Below are 16,714 nucleotides of genomic sequence, written 5' to 3'. Positions count from 1 at the left end.
GTTAGTCTGAATTTTCAGGTCTATACCCGATCACAACTGAGCCTAGAACGATATCCCGCAGACGCCGCCGCAGGCGGACTTGCCCTTGTTCCGAGTGCAGCGTATCGCCGAAGCTGGCCGAGAAAGTAGCTTGGTTCGAAACGTTGTAAAAACAGAATGCACTGATGGTCCAGTGGAGTTCGAGCGGGTCGGCAAAAGCGCGAAATTGGCCAGCAGCTTTGCCTCGATCACAGACGTCTGCCAGTTTGTCGATGATTGTCTTGTTGAGTTTTTGGATCACTTCAGAGCGGCTCAGGTATTCGGCATTGTGGATGTTTTCAATCGCGATCAGGCGGATAAATTCAGGATTCGCGGCATAGGCGTCAAAGGTGGTGGTTGTGAGCAGCGCCAAGGCCTCTGTCGGTTCTAGATCCCCGACCTTGAGGGTTTCTTCGCTTTCGCGCAGGGCTGCGTAGACACCCTCTAACACGCTTTTGTACAACCCCTCTTTGTTCCCGAAATAGTAATAGATCATCCGCTTGGACACTGTTGAGCGTTTTGCGATTGCGTCAATGCGACCACCCGACAAGCCGTAAGTTGCGAACTCTTCGGTTGCGACACGCAAGATATCGGCCTTCACCGCGTCGGGGTCCTGCTTCCAGTTCCCTTTGCGAAGTTTGTCTGACGCCTTGGGTGAGGTGTCCATTTTGCGACCTCAAGAATGGTTACGATTCGAGAGACTATATAACGCAATTAACTCGATGGTACATTTGATTGACAAATTAACCGTTCAGTACATTTTAAAGATATCGCTTCTGAAGCATCAGATTCGGCGGCGACGGATTTAAAGGGAGGAAGACATGTTCACTAGAATTTTCAGCACGGTTTTTGCACTCGGGCTCACCGCTACGGCAGGCATGGCCGAATTTCCTGAAAAGGAAAAACAAGGAATTATCCAATGGGGCGCGGGCGGTTCAACGGCTATCCGCTTGGTCCGATGATATTAGGCGTGACCCTATCGAGGCTTCTTGATGACAATTGGCGTCGGGCCATCATCTCGGCGCACGGCGATCTGGGTGAATTCTTTGAGGGAGAGTTCACATCGCTTCTTTCGCTTGTCCTTTTCATGAGTGTGATCTTGATCCTTGTAAGCCAAACCCCAGTTTGGGCTCGTATGAAGCAGCGCATCTCTCGTGGTACGTCGATTGATTAGGGCTGTGGCAGCCTGTTCGACAACAGCTATAGTCTACAAATAATCTTAGTTTCGAAATGGAGTGTATGTCTTGAACATCACTGGTCAAACGCAAATATTCCCGATCGTTGGGCATCCTGTAAACAAGGTGTTTTCACCAACTGCGTTCAATTTGTGGTTTAAAGAAAATGATGTGAATTGCTGCATGGTAGCCTTGGACATCCCGGCAGATGGGCTGAGCGGTTTCCTGTCTTTGTTGAGAGGCAGTCCCAGCTTTCTGGGCTGTTCAATCACTTATCCTCACAAGCAAGCTGCATTGCAGTACGTCGATGCATTGACGCCTCAGGCAGAACGCCTTGGCGCATTGAATACAATACGACGAGAACCGGATGGGCGATTGGTCGGCGACGCAACGGATGGCAGGGCTTTGGTGGCTGCAGTACGCGCAGGTGGCGGAAGTATCATAGGCCAAACGGCAATGATCTTAGGTGCTGGTGGTGGGGCGGGCATGGCAATTGCGGACGCATTTTGCGCAGCTGGGGTCGTTCGTCTCATCCTCGCAGATACAGATATTGAACGTAAGAAACAGGCCCATCAGATGGTTTCGACGTATTGGCCAGAGGTTGAAATACTTGACGAGGCCCGAAATATCCAAGTCTTGGTCAATGCAACGGCACTTGGATCCAAGCCAAGCGACCCATGCCCATTTAATACTCAGTTAATAGCAAATGCAGACTTCGTGTGCGATGTAATTTCTGGTCAAAAATTGGTGGAAGCGGCTAGTGCTTTTGGCACTCGACTTATTAATGGATTGGAAATGGGGCAAGCGCAGGTGCATCCACAATTGAGCTTCCTAGGGCTGACACAATGAATGCGGGCGGCAGATCATCCGGATGATATCAGGGTATTTGGCGAAACAAAGCACCACGTCGCGAATGTGAGCTATGCCTTCAAGCTTCTCGGTGTCATTGGCCCTTTTTAAGACGGTAGGCATGGGGGGCTTGGCCAACGGCCCGTTTGAAGGTGCGGCTAAAGAAGGCGGCGTCCTTGAAGCCAGATCTGTGAGCAATCTCCGATATAGGCAATCGCGTATACTCAAGTAAGCGCTTGGCTTCGAGTATCCGCCGTTGCCGAACCAGATCGATAGGAGATGATCCAAGAACGCGTCTGCATATTCGGGTCAGGTGCGGTGCAGATATGCCGACTTGATTGGCGTAATGATCAACAACCCAAGATTTGTCAAAATTCTCATCAATGAGGACGCAAAATTTTTCTGCCTGCGCTTCATGCCGTGTTAATTGAGTTGCTGAGTTAAAGTTACCAATAGCTTTTTGTGCTCGGGCTTCGGCGAATAGATACGCCAAAATGAGCTGTGTGACAGAGCCAAGCAGCGCAGTGCGTTCAAGCCCGACGGTATGGTAGATGGAACGAAGCTGATTGATCAATTCTGCGATGTGGTCAAAGTGAGTGGTGTTGCTGCGTGATAAAATACCGCTTGAGCTTGTTGAAAAAGGCTCCAATTGCTTTTGAGCCGCTGCGCCGATTTCGTCCATGCGAAGGCTTAGGACATCTCCAACAACATCTTTTGAAAACCGAAAACCATGCGCAATCCCTGATGGAACAACAAGGATCATCGGCTCAGTGCTTGTGTATTCTTGGTCGCCATGTCGAACGAAGACGCCGGGCGTTTGAAAGATAAAGATCTGCGCGAGCCTACTATGGCGGTGAAGTCGAATTGTCCAATTATGCTTGCTGCTACGTTCTTCGATTGTTTCGTGGTGAATTGAGTCGGTATGACTGCCTGCGAGTAGCTCACCAAAGAGTTCGAAGGTCGGGATGGAACGATTCATAGTGATTAAGCAGCCGTTGATGTAGTTTGGAATTTATAATTGTGATCGGATAGTGCAAAACTATGCATGGCTTGTCCATTTTAATATCCCATTTTTTCGATATCTCTGTTGGATGAAAATATTTCAGAGAGGATCCATGCGTTCTAACGGCATCGCTTTCTGGCTAAGGGCACGTAGTTTGAGGAACATCCCATGAGCACAACAATAAAAACACAGGTTTGCATCATCGGAGCAGGGCCAAGCGGTTTGCTCTTGGCACAGCTTTTGGCGAACTCCGGCATTGATACGGTTGTATTGGATCGCAAGGACCGCGCCTACATTGAGGGCCGCATTCGGGCTGGTGTGTTGGAACAGGGGACTGTGACCGCACTTGAAGAAGCGGGGGCTGCGGAGCGTCTGCACCGAGAGGGTCTTACACATGATGGGTTTGAATTGGCGTTTGATGGTATCCGCCACCGCATCGATATTGCTGCGCTGACAGGTAAGACCGTTACAGTTTACGGTCAAACGGAAGTGACCAAAGACTTGTTCGACAAACGTTACGCTGAAGGCCAAGTGTTTTACTTTAACGTGGAGGATGTGAAGCCGACAAACCTGAAATCGGATCAACCTGCTGTGCATTTCACGAAAGATGGTGAGAACATCGTTGTTGAGTGCGACTATGTCGCGGGATGTGATGGTTTTCATGGCGTGTCGCGTCGGGCGATCCCCGCGGATGTTCTTAAGACCTACGAGCGGATTTACCCATTCGGATGGCTTGGGATTTTGGTCGAAAAACCTCCCGTCAGTCATGAGCTGATCTACGCAAATCATGAACGTGGTTTCGCGCTTGCGTCCATGCGCTCTGATACGCGCAGTCGATACTATATTCAGTGCGGGGTGAATGACGATCTTGCAAATTGGTCCGATGATAGGTTTTGGGAAGAGTTTGCTCTGCGTCTTGGCCCAGATGCTGCTGCGAATTTGCAGACTGGTCCGTCTTTCGAGAAATCGATCGCGCCGCTACGCTCATTCGTCGCCGAACCGATGAGATACGGCAATCTGTTTCTCGCAGGGGATGCGGCGCATATCGTGCCGCCAACAGGGGCCAAGGGGTTGAACCTAGCAGCGTCTGATATTCGGATCCTGTCACGCGCGTTGGTCGAGCACTATAAAAATAATAATGATCATTACATGGATACCTATTCCGCCACTGCGCTTGCGCGTGTGTGGAAAGGGGAACGTTTCTCGTGGCAGCTTTCAGCTTTGATGCACCAATTCCCCGACCACTCACCATTTGAACGGAAAATGCAGCGCGCGGAATTTGACTATATTATGGGATCCGAAGCAGCGTCACGTTCGATTGCCGAGAACTATGTTGGTTTACCGCTGGAGTAAGAGAGAGCGCAAGCGAGGCACATAAACGGCCAAGTGGATGTTTACTTTTGGTCGTTTGTGGTGAGATCGAGCATGATTTTAGGATATCACTGAAATGGTTCCCTAGCAGCCACTGTATTGGACACAAAGAGTTTCATTTTGATGTTGGGATGCTGCAATGAGATTATCCTTAAGCTAGGATAGATCATGTAGCCCGCTGTGCTTGCAATTGTGCACAATGAAAGAGACAAACACGATGAGACTACTGGGATTTGGTTGGGGTGAACTGGAACAATGACGTATCTGCTTGAGCCAGCCATTGGTATTTGCCGCTTTTCGTTTTGTGGTAAGGGGGATTGGCGGACGTCTCGGGTGGCCAAAACACCCTCCCAAATCGAAGCCATGCGGAGCAAGGTAGCGACAGATCTTTATGCCCAAGAGCGGATGGAACTGAGGTTTTTCCTGTTTGAGAACTTTTTGGTGCCATCGCTTGAGGCGCAGTTGGACAAGAATTTTATCTGTCTGATTTTGACGTCAGATATCATGCCAGAAACCTATAAAACGCGACTACATGACATCTGTGCCGCTTCGCCAAATCTTGAGCTTTTAGTGTCCAGCGAGGTGACCGTTCACGAGGCGCTTTGGCCCAGAATTTCAGAATTGAATTCCCTTGCAGGCAGACCGTTGGTCAATTTTCGAATTGATGACGATGATTGTCTGTCTCGTGATTATATTCAGGAATTGCGCAGCTTTATGAACCGACTTGGGGACCGAGTGCCCGTCAGCTATTCACGTTCCAACGGGCTGGTGATCACCAGTTACGACGCGGACAAAGAGACGTTTATCTACAAGGCGAACCTGCCATTCAACAGTATGGGTACTGCTATCCGTGTTCACGGAGAGCGAACGGTATTTTCTTTTGGCCACAATGCTTTGCATAAACGGTTTCCTGCGATCGTTGATAATTCGGGGATGGGATACATCTCGATCAAAATTGACGGTCACGACTCTGAACCGATCAGCATGTTAATGCCTCACATCAAAAACAGTCATGTTCCGATTGAAGCGGATGAAACCGAAGTCATCCTGTCAAAATGGTTTTCTTTTCTGGGGGATGATACCGGTTCGCGCTATGATGTCTTGATCAGCAAGATCAATCAAGCGGTGTCTTTATTTAGACAGACAACAACTGCATCAGCATCATAACCCGCTCTTACAGAAGTAGTAGTTTTAGGCAGGACGTTGTGGTTTCATACTGCACAAGATACTTTCTAGCGGCGCTTTGAATGATTTGGCGAAACCGTCACAGAGAAATGTGTAGGCCACCGGGGACTATGAGACCAACGCACGGAGAGATTTGATGGCTTTAGACTTCAAGATGACGCGGAGCCTGCTTTGACGAAGGTCTTCAGCATTTTTGAGCGGATCGGCTTGGGCGGCGGCGGCAAAGTTAGAGCTGTCTACCACCGCTTGAACGCGTTTGCTGAAATGTCTGAGTTCGATCCTGTCCTGCTCAACCTTGACCATAATCCAAACCAAAAACTTAAGTTTGCTGAGCTTCAATCGAATGGCACGATTGCACAAGGTGTTCGTTATCTGACAGTTCCTGAGGCCTGTCATGACGCGGCCATTGCTGCGGGTATTCAACCCTTTTCAGACTTCCCAGAATTTGATGAAAAAGTTAAAATGGGCAAGAAGGTAGTCTACTTGAAAAACGGCGAAACCGTTATGGTAGATAGGAAAATCAAAACACCAATTGGTGAAATGACTAAACGCGCAGTGCCGATCGAAGGCAGGGAACGCCTTTATAAGTTTATCGATGGCAACATTCACCAACTCATTGAACGACAGGCCGATGGTTTTGTTGAGACGACAGATTTTGCGTACTCGCTTCCCGTTCGTTGGACCAAAACCCAAACTGGGAAATTTGTGATCGGGAAAAATCTGATTACCGATACGATTTGTAGAATGGAGCGTATCTACGGGCAGAATGTGTTTGAAATGATTGAATGGGAGAATTCGGTTGTTTTCTTTGATGGGGTGACATCTGCCTACCTTTCTCCAGTGACAAAAGCGCAGCGCGCATTGTTCCTGCATGCAGACCATCGCGGACCCGATGGGGAAATTGTTCCGCGATCAAAGTTCTTAATCGAGAATTTTGATGGTGAGGCCGTTATCACCTCGACCAATGTTCACAAGGCTCAGATTGAGGAAGACCTAACGCCTTCGGCCAAACTATTTGTCATTCCTCATTTTTGTGAAATTGGGAACTCTCCTGAACAGGAGCGAGAGCATCTTGTGACGGTCTCGCGGTTGGAACTGACGGGCAAACCAATTCATGAATGCATTGAGGCGTTTTGCCGGATCAAAGATGATTTCCCAGGAACCGACTATCTGATCTATGGTGAGGGTGCGGGTAGGGAACAGCTGGAGGCGCAAATTGCCGAATTGGACTGTGGTGATCGCGTACAGTTGGCGGGCTATACCACTGAGCCACTGGAAATTTTCAGAGGTGCTTTGGCATCCGTTTATCCAACAACTACTGAAGGGTTTGGGCTTTCTATCCTTGAGGCGCTTTCAAACAGTTGCCCTGTGATTTCCTATGATGTGAACTACGGACCGCGTGAGATGATCTCGCCGGGCGTGAATGGAGAGCTCGCGCTTCCGGGTGATATCGCGGCAATTGCTGAGGCAATGCGCAAGGTGCTGTTGAACCCATTACGGTATCAACGTGACACAAATATAGGATTGGAACGTTATGCGCGGTCAGCCTATCTGTCCAATTACCGCGATACCGTTAATGCCCTCACGAGTACAAATTAGAGGACTAGTTTTGGGTTACGTGTAGGTGTTGGCACACCTGCCGGAAGGACCGAAACGACAGAGGTGAGAACATGAGTATACACTAGGCCCCAGCGGGCTAGGTCACTCCTAGTGAGAGGGAGGTTCGCGAGCGGACTGAATACGCAACCGCAATACAACGGTTTGCACAAAGGCCAGTTGATGACTGTGTTGTGCAGGATGTTTTAGACGCGTAACTAGTATGCGCAAAATGGTGTCGAAGGTTGGAACGCCCTTTCTCGTTTGACAGGTATGATTTGGCTGGTGGTTATTTGCTCGCTACTCAAGGGCTGCTTTGCTGTTCCGTTCGCAAGTTCGACCAGTTTTATTCAACGATCTGGATGGGCTGCAATGAATGCTGGATGCTTTTCGCAAGCCGCTTCAATGAATTTGATGCGTGGGCATGCAGAATAGTCTGCGCCCCAGCGTTTTGCATTGTAGATTTGCGGCATCAGGACAATGTCGGCCAGTCCGGGTGTGCTTCCACAGCAAAACGGGTTTTGTTCAAAGCCTTCCAGCAGTGTCTCGAACGCGGCCATCCGCGGCGTGATGAAATGGCGCATCCAATCGGTGCGCGCTGGCTCTTTGCCTTTTGTGGCATAGCCCACAACTGACAGGTTGCAGACCGGATGCAGATCAACGGCTATGGCATGGGCAAGGGCGGTTTGACGTGCCTGCTGTGCAGGATCGACAGGTAGTAGGCCCAAGGCACGCGTTGCGTCCAGATATTCCAAGATCGCAAGTGACTGTGTTAGGCGATGACCATCAATGTCTAGGACTGGCACAAACCCTTGTGGATTGCGAGCCAAGTGATCCTCGCCTAGATGATCTTTCCCAAGGAGATCAACATTTTCAATTCGGTACTCAATCCCTGCAAGATTAAGGGCAATCCGCAAACGGTAGCTGGCGGACGACTTTGGATAGTCCCACAGGATGACTTCGCTCATTTTGCAGCCTCAAGCGCCTGTGTGATAATGCTTCGGTCACCAATGTGATTGGCAAGCACCAGAATGAGACGCGCATTAAAGGCCTCGCTTTGCTTATCGTTAAGATCCTCATGGGCGCGGATCAGTTCTTCGTAAAACCCGTCAGGGTCGGGAAGGTTGGGGTTTAAGTTGAGCATGATCAGGTCTTTCCGATAGCGGTTTTCAGGGCTGCGGCAATTGCAACCGCGTCAAAGTCAGGCCAGCGCGCCACAATGTGCTGATCGGGGCGGATCAGGTAGACGGCTTGGGGCGCGTCACCTAAGTAGCGGGCGCTGAGGGCCTCTGATGGCGCCACGACATTCAGCGCTGCGGCGGTTATTCCAAAGGCAGCCACATCTTGTGCTTCGCATCCGAGTGCGAGGACAGAAAAGCTGCCGCCCAAATGATCAAGGATAAATCCGTCACCATGGGGTGCGTCAGGGCAGGTCATGCCAGGTTGCGTACTGCTTGGCCCTTCCAGCGCGTCATCTGCAAATAAATCAAACCCAAGATAACTACAGGGCACGGAAAGGCGACCAGAGTTCACCAGTGGGCGCGCAAAGGCGTGTTTATTAGCGAGTTCCAGCACGGCATTGCGGAAGGTTTTAGACACCTCGGTTTTAGGTGTCATAAAGTCAGTCGCGCGAGAGGAATTGAGAATGTTCTCATCTGCGCCATGCTCCCGCTCGGTTGCATAGCTGTCTAGCAAGGCGTCATCGGCCAGTCCCTTTAGGACCAGATCCAGTTTCCAAGCGAGGTTATCAGCATCTTGCACGCCAGAGTTGGCTCCACGCGCGCCAAAGGGCGAAACCTGATGCGCGCTATCGCCTGCAAAAATCACGTTGCCATGGCGAAATTTTTCCATCCGACGGCATTGGAACGTATAGATTGAGGTCCATTCCAGCTCGTAATGGGGCACCTCACCAACCTGCGAGGCAAGCATGGCATCAACGCGGGCGCGGATGCGGTCGGGGTCTAATTCATATTCGCGGTCGATGTCCCAACCCAGTTGGAAATCGATACGCCAGATATCATCCGGTTGTTTATGGAGCAGCGCAGATTGGCCGCTGCCCTTGAACGGAGGTTCAAACCAGAACCAGCGTTCGGTCGGGAAATCCGCCTTCATGTGAACATCCGCAATCAGGAAATTATCCTCGAACACGCGCCCATCAAAGCTGAGGCCCATCATGTCACGGATCGGGGAACGTGCTCCGTCACAAGCAATGAGATAGTCGGCTTCGACCTGGTAGGGGCCGTCGGGCGTATCAACAGTAAGAGTACTGTAGGTGCCGTGGTTTTCGACGGCAGTTACGCAGTTTTGGCCGCGAATTTCGATCGGGGCGCCAGCGGCTTGAGCTTCTCTGATTGCATCAACGAAGTACTTTTCAAAATAGGGCTGCTGCAGATTGATGAAGGCCGGATTACGATGGCCTGCTTCGGGTTGCAGATTGAAATCAAACACTTTGTGATCATCGTGAAAGACTTTGCCGACGTTCCAGACAACACCTTTGTCTACCATCGATTGGCCGGCACCCATTCGGTTTGCGATGTCGAGCGTGCGTTTTGCAAAACAGATCGCTTTCGAGCCAAGGCCAGCACCGTCATGATCATCCAGAACCAAAGCGGGCGTGCCTTTTTGACCAAGGTCTAACGCCAACGCGAGGCCAATGGGGCCACCACCAACAATCACAACCGGGTGGCGAAGGGGGGCGGCGTCTTGGACGTCCAGCTTCTGATAGGGGTATAGTTTGAAAGCGGTCTTGTAACGTGTAGCAACCATTGGTTTTCTCCCTGTAGCACTTTTGGTGCGCCTCCTCGCTCAGGCGCACCCCTCCCGTTATTTCGCAATTAGCCCTGCAAAGCGGCCCACATCTCTAGATCGCGTTCGGCCGTCCAGATGCGCGGGTGGGTGATGCCGCGTGCTTCGTCGTAGGCGCGTGCAACGTTGAAGGGCAGGCAGTGCTCATAGATCGCGTATTCGGCGAACTTGGGGTCACATTCGGCGCGAACCGCGTCCCATGCCTGTTTCAATGTACCGCCTTGGGCAGCGACACGTGCTGCAGGCGCATAGGTGGAATCTACAAAGTCGCGGGTGCTCTCAATCGCGCGGTTCACGGCCTCCTTGCCAATCAGCGCACCGCCCCGACCGGGTGCAATAGAGTTCACATCGTAGGCTTTAATCGCATCCAGTGTGTTGCCCCAATCGGCAAAGTGTCCGTCGCCGCAATAACAGGCTGAGTGGTCTTCGACGATGTCACCTGTGAACATGACGTTCTCATCGGGCACATGGATCACAATGTCGCCCGCTGTGTGCGCACGACCCAAATGCATCAAATCAACGCGGCGTTTGCCTAGATGTACTGTCATGCGGTCGTTGAATGTGGTGGTTGGGAAAGTCAGGCCCGGGATGCTTTCATACCCTTCAAACAAGCGCGGGAAGCGTTGGAATTCCGAATCCCAATCTTCTTGGCCGCGCTCCATCACCATGCCACGGGCTGCTTCGCCCATGATGATTTGATCCGCGCCGTAAGCAGAGGCACCCAGCACGCGCACAGCGTGATAGTGGGTAAGGACCACGTGGCTGATCGGCTTGTCCGTGACTTCGCGAACTTTCTCGATCACTTTGTGCGCCAGACGTGGTGTGGCCTGCGCCTCAACGATCATCACGCTTTCGTCGCCAATGATCACACCTGAATTGGGATCACCTTCTGCCGTAAAGGCCCACAGGTCGCGACCGATTTCGTCGAATGTGATTTTCTTTTCGGCCATGTCCCCTTGGGACGCGAATGCTTTTGCCATTTAGTGGCTCCTTTTTGGTGCGCCTATAGGTGTTTCGTGCCTAAAGCGGTGTATTTGTGTAGGGATTTACGGGAGTTCAACAGAGGGCAAAATGGTGCCCACACAATCCCCAAAACCGATTTGGAAGCCGTCGCCTTTGGCGGCACCGCGCAATGTCATTGTGTCGCCGTCTTCAAGGAAGGTGCGGGTTTCACCACCGTCTAAGGTAAAGGGCTCGCGACCTGCCCATGAGAGTTCCATTAGCGATCCGTACTCTGCCTTGGTCGGGCCGGAAATGGTGCCTGATCCCAGTAGATCGCCTGCATTCATGCCACAGCCGCCGATGGCGTGGTGGCACAGCTGTTCGGCTGCGGAGTAATACATCCGGCTGTAGTTGGTCTTGCTCAGGCTTGTCGTTGTGCCAGAGCCGCTGGGTTGCATCAGGACTTCAAGCTCAATGTCATAAAGCCCATCAACGCTGCTGTTCAGGTAGGGCAGTAGCTCCTTTTCGCGTGGCGGTGTCGGCGCGCGGAAGGGTTCAAGCGCTGCTGACGTCACGATCCAAGGTGAGACAGAGGTGCCAAAGGCTTTGCCTTGAAACGGTCCAAGAGGTTGGTATTCCCAGCCTTGGATGTCGCGCGCGGACCAGTCATTTAGCAGAACATAGCCAAAGATCATTTTATCAGCTTCATCCACGGTAATCGGTTGCCCGAATTCCGAGGAGGTGCCGACAATGGCACCCATTTCCAGCTCGATGTCCAAACGTTTGGATGGGCCAAAGGATGGCATGTCTGCATCCGGTGCTTTTGATTGACCAAGTGGCCGGTGAATGTCGGTGCCAGACACCACCACGGATGACGCCCGTCCGTTATAGCCAATTGGGATGTGCAGCCAGTTGGCGGGTAAATCGGGTGAACCGCGCAGGATTGCCCCCATGTTTGCGGCGTGCTGACGACCTGCATAAAAGTCGGTGTATTCTGAAACCACCATCGGCATTTCCAGAGCAGCGTCTGCCAATAGCACCAGTAGCGGTGTTACGGCCGCCTGTTCTGAGGAGCCATCTGCAAGCAGTTGTTGGAGGCGGGCGCGCAAGGCAGTCCATGCCTCAGGGCCCAGATCCATAACGTCGTTCCAGTAGGGCACGTCGAACACTGGCTCATCGGCGATCTCGATCAGGCCTGCTTCTTCTGCGGCATACATATCAAGGATCATATCCCCAATCGCCACACCGCAGCGCGGTTCGACGTCTGCGGTAGAGAAAACGCCATATGGCAGATTGTTGAGAGGGAAAGGAGTGTCTGCGCTGTTAGCGCTGTCCACCCAAGATTTCATCAAAGTCATGTAAGTTCCTTAAGTCGTGGTACGAATTGTTCGCACCGTTGATCAGTCGCCGCCACCACAGTCGCTATCGGTACCACCGACGTCGCCGCCGTTGTTTTTCCGAACGTTATGATAGCCAGTGCGAAATCGGGATGGCTTGTAATAGTCCCACGCGATACCCGCGCCGCAAAATACGATAAATGCGAGTATGATGAGGGCCATTTCCATTATTTCTTACCCGGTGTGCCGTCGAATTTCTTCTCTAGATCGCTCCAGCAGTCAATGTAGTCATCTTGCAGGGGCGCTTCCTTGGCTGCAAATTGGGTCAGGTGCTGCGGAAAACGGGTTTCGAACATGAAGGACATCGTGTTCTCTAGTTTTTCCGCCTTAAGGTCAGCGTTGGATGCGCCCTCAAATGCGGTTTTGTCAGGCCCGTGCGGTATCATCATATTGTGCAAACTCATGCCACCGGGAACAAATCCTTCTGGCTTGGCGTCATAGATGCCAAAGATGTTGCCCATCATTTCTGACATGACGTTCTTGTGGTACCATGGTGGGCGGAATGTATCTTCGGCCACCATCCAGCGATCGCGGAACAATGCGAAATCAATGTTTGCAGTGCCCTCAACACCGGAATCGGCTGTGAGCACGGTAAAGATCGATGGATCAGGGTGGTCAAACAGGATTGCGCCAATAGGGCAGTAGGTGCGCAGATCGTATTTGCAGGGGGCGTAGTTCCCGTGCCACGCAACTACATCCAAAGGCGAATGGCCGATCTTGGTTTCATGGAACTGGCCTGCCCATTTGATGGTGACAGTTGAGGGGGTATCGCGGTCTTCAAATGCGGCTACTGGCGTTTTAAAATCACGCGGATTGGCCATGCAGTTTGCACCAATGGGGCCACGCCCGGGCAGGTGGAATTTTTGCCCATAGTTTTCGCAGACAAATCCGCGCGCAGGCCCTTCCAGAACCTCAACACGGTACACTAATCCACGTGGAATAATCGCAATTTCCTGTGGCTCAATATCAATGACACCCAGTTCAGTGGCAAACCGCAGCCGCCCTTCTTGGGGGACAACCAGCAATTCCGAATCTGCTGAATAGAAATACTCATCCTTCATGGATTCTGTGACCAGATAGATGTGGCTTGCCATGCCCACTTGCGTGTTTACATCACCCGCTGTTGTCATCGTACGCATGCCCGTGAGCCAATTGAGCGGCTGATCGGAGTGAGGCACGGGGTCCCAGCGGTACTGACCCAGCGATATTACGTCGGGGTCAACATGAGGGGCAGACTTCCAATAGGGCAGGTCGATCTTTTCAAAACGGTGCGTGTGTTTCACGGATGGGCGAATACGGTAGCACCATGTGCGCTCATTCTGGTGGCTGGGCGCAGTAAATGCGGTGCCGCTTAGTTGTTCGCCGTAAAGGCCGTAGTTCACCTTTTGAGGAGAGTTCATCCCTTGAGGCAATGCGCCCGGCAGTGCCTCGGTTTCGAAATCATTGCCAAAACCAGGCATATAGCCCTCAACGGTGCCTACCGGAGTGGCAGCAGATTGCAGGCCATGTGACTTGAGCTGTTTATTCATGGTTTTCCCCTTTGACGTGTTCAGGTGGAAATATTAGTTTGAAATGTAACTAACAACCTGTAAGTTGAAAAAATGACAGATGATGATTTCGATTTAGGTCAATTCCTTCCCTACGCACTGAATCAGGCGGCGGAAGCGGCAAGCATTGGTTTTCAAAAGCACTACCGGCAACGATATGGCATGTTGCGAACAGAATGGCGGGTGCTGTTTCACTTAGGGCGTAATGGCGCAATGACGGCCAAAACCATTTGTGAGCGCGCAAGTCTGCACAAAACCAAAGTCAGTCGCGCAGTTGGAGCTTTGGAAAAAAAGCGGTTTTTGGCGCGGGAAGAACAGGCGAATGACCGCAGGCTAGAGACGTTGTCGCTGACACGCCAAGGACAAGCGGTCTACGCCGATTTATACAAATCTGCCAAGGTGTTCGATGCGGGTTTGAGTTCACATTTTTCCGCACAAGAGCGCGACGTGTTGAACCGCTGTTTAGAGAAGATCGCCAAACTATAGGCAGGCCGACACGTTCAGCAGCCTGCCATAGGTGTATTTCGGTTAGTCCGTTTTCATTTCACCAGTGTGCTTCATGCCGCTATGATCGTCTGCACCGCGGGCTTCAACGTTAAAGACGATGTCGAGTTCGCCAGCTGTTTCAAAGACGAGAGTCGCCTCGATTTTTTCGCCCACTTCAAATGGATCGCCGCCCAATCCCATAAACATAACATGCAGGCCTCCGGGCTTGAACATGACCGTTTCACCTGCAGGGATCGAAACGCCATCCTGCTTTATCATGCGTGCAACGCCGTTGGCGTCGGTTTCAGACAAGTGCAATTCAGTGCGGGGGATTTCGGCAACGCGCACGGCGATCAGCTTGTCTGCGGTTTTTGACGTGTTTTCGATTGTCATGTAACCGCCGCCAACATTCGCGGTTTTAGCCGTCTCAAAGGCCTTGGGATGCATAACCGTTATGCCGCCAACTTTGTAGTCATGTGCAAATGCTGCAGTGGTGGTAAGGAGTGCCGCAACTGCGGTGATGATGAGATTTTTCATAGTGTTTCCTGTAGTGCTGCAGGCAAGTTTAGCCCGCACAAATATGACGTGTTTTGAATGTCGAGACGTCAGCTAGCAGGAGGGGCTCGCACAGGAGGGCGATTGCGGGTGAACATCAGGGTGTGGGGTTTTGACTTTCCCTGACATAGATCTAACGATGTAAACACCAAAGCAGGGCGAAGGATCTGCACAGCGGGCGGCACCATCATAGAGGCCACAATGGCACATGTCTCACAGCCGCCAACCGAATGACCATTTGCATCGCCGCAAATGTCAGACAGATCGCCGCCCATCGCAAGGAACTGTGTTAGTTCAGGCGTGATCGGTGCTGCACCCGCGCGATGCGCAAAGGGCAGGCTCAGCAAAGCAAGCGCCATCAGGGCCATAACAGCCCTGCCAAAATGGGTATGGTGCAAGTTACTCATGCCGATAAGTTTACACTGCCATTCTGGGTGAAACCAGTGCAGAGCGTTGCGACATTTCTTCACGGGTGTTGGGGTGATAATAACGCAAAAGCCCCGATGCAGGGGAGCACATCGGGGCAGGTGTCCTTTGGCTTGTGCCAAAGGAAGTAACCCACGCGGAGCATTGGGGATGGCGCGTGGGAAAGGGGTTAAGCTTTTTGTGGAACGAGTGTGCCGATGGTCACATCCAAGATCAGTTCTTTGCCTCGGCGCAGCACGGTCATGTTCGCACGGTCATCGGGGTCTTTATCTGCGACTGCACGAGTCAAATCGCGCAAAGCTTCGATTTCAGTCCCGTCAAAGCTCAGGATGATGTCACCTTTCTTTAATCCAGCCGCTTCAGCAGGGCTGTCTTTTGAAATAAGATCAACCACAGCACCTTTTGAAGTCTCAAAGCCAAGAACTTGGGCGACCTCGTCGCTCATCGGACGAATGCTGACGCCAAGCCAGCCACGGGTGACTGAACCATCTTTGGCCAGTTCGGCTACGACGTTACGCACGACATCTGATGGCACGGCGAAACCGATCCCAACAGATCCACCACCTGGCGAAATGATGGCTGTATTCACGCCAATCACGTCACCGTCGTTGTTGAACAAAGGCCCGCCTGAGTTGCCGCGGTTAATGGCGGCGTCCGTCTGGATGAAATCGTCGTAAGGACCGGAGTTGATGTTGCGTGATTTGGCCGAAATAATCCCGCTGGTCACGGTAGAGCTAAGCCCGAATGGATTGCCAACGGCAACAACTTCGTCACCCACACGCATGGTTTGGGAGGTGCCAAAGGAAACAAAGGGCAGCTCGACTTCGGCTTTGATTGAAAGCAGTGCAATATCTGTTGCGGGGTCGCTGCCCAACACTTCGGCGTCAAACGTACGCCCGTCAGCCATTTTCACGCGAACGGATTGGGCGCCGTTGACAACATGGTGGTTGGTTACGATTTGGCCCTCTTTCGATATAATAAAGCCAGATCCAAGGCCGCTCTGAGGTGCGGTTTCAGGGCGGTGCTGCTCAAACCGCCTGCGTAGGGATTCTGGTATGTTGTCAGGCAGTGTTGCTCCTGTTTGCGTAACTCCAGTTACCTCAATAAAGACAACCGCTGGCGCGACGTTCTCAACAAGGTCACCGTATCCTCCGGCGGGTACAGCTAGGGCAACCGTAGGCGCCAGCATGGGGGCCATTGCAAGTGCTGCGGCAACGGCGATTGGGGCGGATTTAGAGAGCAAAGATGTCATATTGTTCCTCGTGCATCAGATTGCGATTGTAATGAAGATGGGTGCACAAGGTTACGGGACAGCCTGTGTCGGATATACAAAACTGTAATGCTGCACGGGGTGCGGTG

At 51.9% G+C, this 16,714-nt stretch carries 18 protein-coding genes; 6 read left to right on the top strand and 12 right to left on the bottom strand.

The annotated features are described in order from the left end of the window. Position 1: 1 nt before the first annotated feature. On the bottom strand, positions 2–685 hold the full coding sequence (locus V7775_RS02135) for a TetR/AcrR family transcriptional regulator (RefSeq protein WP_335750214.1): 684 nt from the start codon (positions 683–685) through the stop codon (positions 2–4). A gap of 252 nt (positions 686–937) precedes the next feature. Between V7775_RS02135 and V7775_RS02130 the strand changes: the two genes are divergently transcribed. Both V7775_RS02130 and V7775_RS02125 read left to right on the top strand, forming a co-directional pair. Then, the gene (locus V7775_RS02130) at positions 938–1,192 is read left to right on the top strand and encodes a hypothetical protein (RefSeq protein WP_335750213.1); all 255 of its coding nucleotides are present in this window, start codon (positions 938–940) and stop codon (positions 1,190–1,192) included. A 70-nt stretch (positions 1,193–1,262) separates the two neighbouring features. Continuing rightward, a complete protein-coding gene (locus tag V7775_RS02125) occupies positions 1,263–2,042 on the top strand; it encodes a shikimate dehydrogenase family protein (RefSeq protein ID WP_335750212.1) in 780 nt (259 codons plus the stop codon). Between the two features lie 94 nt (positions 2,043–2,136). Here V7775_RS02125 and V7775_RS02120 read toward each other — a convergent pair whose 3' ends face one another. After that, a complete protein-coding gene (locus tag V7775_RS02120) occupies positions 2,137–2,724 on the bottom strand; it encodes an AraC family transcriptional regulator (RefSeq protein WP_335750211.1) in 588 nt (195 codons plus the stop codon). Positions 2,725–3,213: 489 nt separating this feature from the next. On the opposite strand from V7775_RS02120, the gene pobA reads away from it, so the two are divergent. The 3 genes from pobA to V7775_RS02105 all read left to right on the top strand — a co-directional run bounded on the left by pobA (position 3,214) and on the right by V7775_RS02105 (position 7,200). Further along, on the top strand, positions 3,214–4,398 hold the full coding sequence (gene pobA, locus V7775_RS02115; RefSeq protein WP_335750210.1) for a 4-hydroxybenzoate 3-monooxygenase: 1,185 nt from the start codon (positions 3,214–3,216) through the stop codon (positions 4,396–4,398). Positions 4,399–4,671: 273 nt separating this feature from the next. Then, positions 4,672–5,583 carry a glycosyltransferase gene (locus V7775_RS02110; protein ID WP_335750209.1) on the top strand — a complete coding sequence of 304 codons (912 nt, stop codon included), beginning with the start codon at positions 4,672–4,674 and terminating at the stop codon, positions 5,581–5,583. A 189-nt stretch (positions 5,584–5,772) separates the two neighbouring features. Beyond that, positions 5,773–7,200 carry a glycosyltransferase gene (locus tag V7775_RS02105; protein WP_335750208.1) on the top strand — a complete coding sequence of 476 codons (1,428 nt, stop codon included), beginning with the start codon at positions 5,773–5,775 and terminating at the stop codon, positions 7,198–7,200. 347 nt (positions 7,201–7,547) lie between these two features. Here the strand turns inward: V7775_RS02105 and maiA are convergent, their stop codons facing one another. The 7 genes from maiA to hmgA all read right to left on the bottom strand — a co-directional run bounded on the left by maiA (position 7,548) and on the right by hmgA (position 13,870). Further along, on the bottom strand, positions 7,548–8,165 hold the full coding sequence (maiA, locus tag V7775_RS02100) for a maleylacetoacetate isomerase (RefSeq protein ID WP_335750207.1): 618 nt from the start codon (positions 8,163–8,165) through the stop codon (positions 7,548–7,550). Continuing rightward, positions 8,162–8,341, bottom strand: coding sequence for a DUF2783 domain-containing protein (locus V7775_RS02095; protein ID WP_335750206.1), 180 nt, complete (start codon positions 8,339–8,341; stop codon positions 8,162–8,164). The genes maiA and V7775_RS02095 overlap by 4 nt, the downstream gene beginning before the upstream one ends. Positions 8,342–8,343: 2 nt before the next feature. Next, the gene (locus tag V7775_RS02090) at positions 8,344–9,963 is read right to left on the bottom strand and encodes an FAD-dependent oxidoreductase (RefSeq protein WP_335750205.1); all 1,620 of its coding nucleotides are present in this window, start codon (positions 9,961–9,963) and stop codon (positions 8,344–8,346) included. A 68-nt stretch (positions 9,964–10,031) separates the two neighbouring features. Then, the gene (locus tag V7775_RS02085) at positions 10,032–10,982 is read right to left on the bottom strand and encodes an MBL fold metallo-hydrolase (protein ID WP_335750204.1); all 951 of its coding nucleotides are present in this window, start codon (positions 10,980–10,982) and stop codon (positions 10,032–10,034) included. 66 nt (positions 10,983–11,048) lie between these two features. Continuing rightward, on the bottom strand, positions 11,049–12,302 hold the full coding sequence (gene fahA / locus V7775_RS02080) for a fumarylacetoacetase (protein ID WP_335750203.1): 1,254 nt from the start codon (positions 12,300–12,302) through the stop codon (positions 11,049–11,051). Between the two features lie 42 nt (positions 12,303–12,344). Continuing rightward, positions 12,345–12,503 (bottom strand): hypothetical protein, encoded by a 159-nt coding sequence (locus tag V7775_RS02075; protein WP_335750202.1) that lies wholly within the window; start codon positions 12,501–12,503, stop codon positions 12,345–12,347. 5 nt (positions 12,504–12,508) lie between these two features. After that, on the bottom strand, positions 12,509–13,870 hold the full coding sequence (hmgA, locus tag V7775_RS02070; protein ID WP_335750201.1) for a homogentisate 1,2-dioxygenase: 1,362 nt from the start codon (positions 13,868–13,870) through the stop codon (positions 12,509–12,511). Between the two features lie 72 nt (positions 13,871–13,942). On the opposite strand from hmgA, the gene V7775_RS02065 reads away from it, so the two are divergent. After that, positions 13,943–14,374, top strand: a complete 432-nt coding sequence (locus V7775_RS02065; protein ID WP_335750200.1) for a MarR family winged helix-turn-helix transcriptional regulator — start codon at positions 13,943–13,945, stop codon at positions 14,372–14,374. 42 nt (positions 14,375–14,416) lie between these two features. Here the strand turns inward: V7775_RS02065 and V7775_RS02060 are convergent, their stop codons facing one another. From V7775_RS02060 to V7775_RS02050, 3 genes are all read right to left on the bottom strand, one after another. Beyond that, complete coding sequence (locus V7775_RS02060; protein ID WP_335750199.1) at positions 14,417–14,911, bottom strand: copper chaperone PCu(A)C; 495 nt, start codon at positions 14,909–14,911, stop codon at positions 14,417–14,419. Between the two features lie 68 nt (positions 14,912–14,979). After that, the gene (locus tag V7775_RS02055; RefSeq protein WP_335750198.1) at positions 14,980–15,297 is read right to left on the bottom strand and encodes a hypothetical protein; all 318 of its coding nucleotides are present in this window, start codon (positions 15,295–15,297) and stop codon (positions 14,980–14,982) included. A gap of 227 nt (positions 15,298–15,524) precedes the next feature. Continuing rightward, complete coding sequence (locus V7775_RS02050) at positions 15,525–16,607, bottom strand: trypsin-like peptidase domain-containing protein (RefSeq protein ID WP_335750197.1); 1,083 nt, start codon at positions 16,605–16,607, stop codon at positions 15,525–15,527. Between the last annotated feature and the right edge of the window lie 107 nt (positions 16,608–16,714).

Source organism: Sulfitobacter sp. (genome assembly GCF_036960155.1).
Classification (GTDB): domain Bacteria; phylum Pseudomonadota; class Alphaproteobacteria; order Rhodobacterales; family Rhodobacteraceae; genus Sulfitobacter.
Note: the sequence above shows the minus strand (reverse complement) of the source record. Positions and strands in the feature narration are given on the sequence as shown.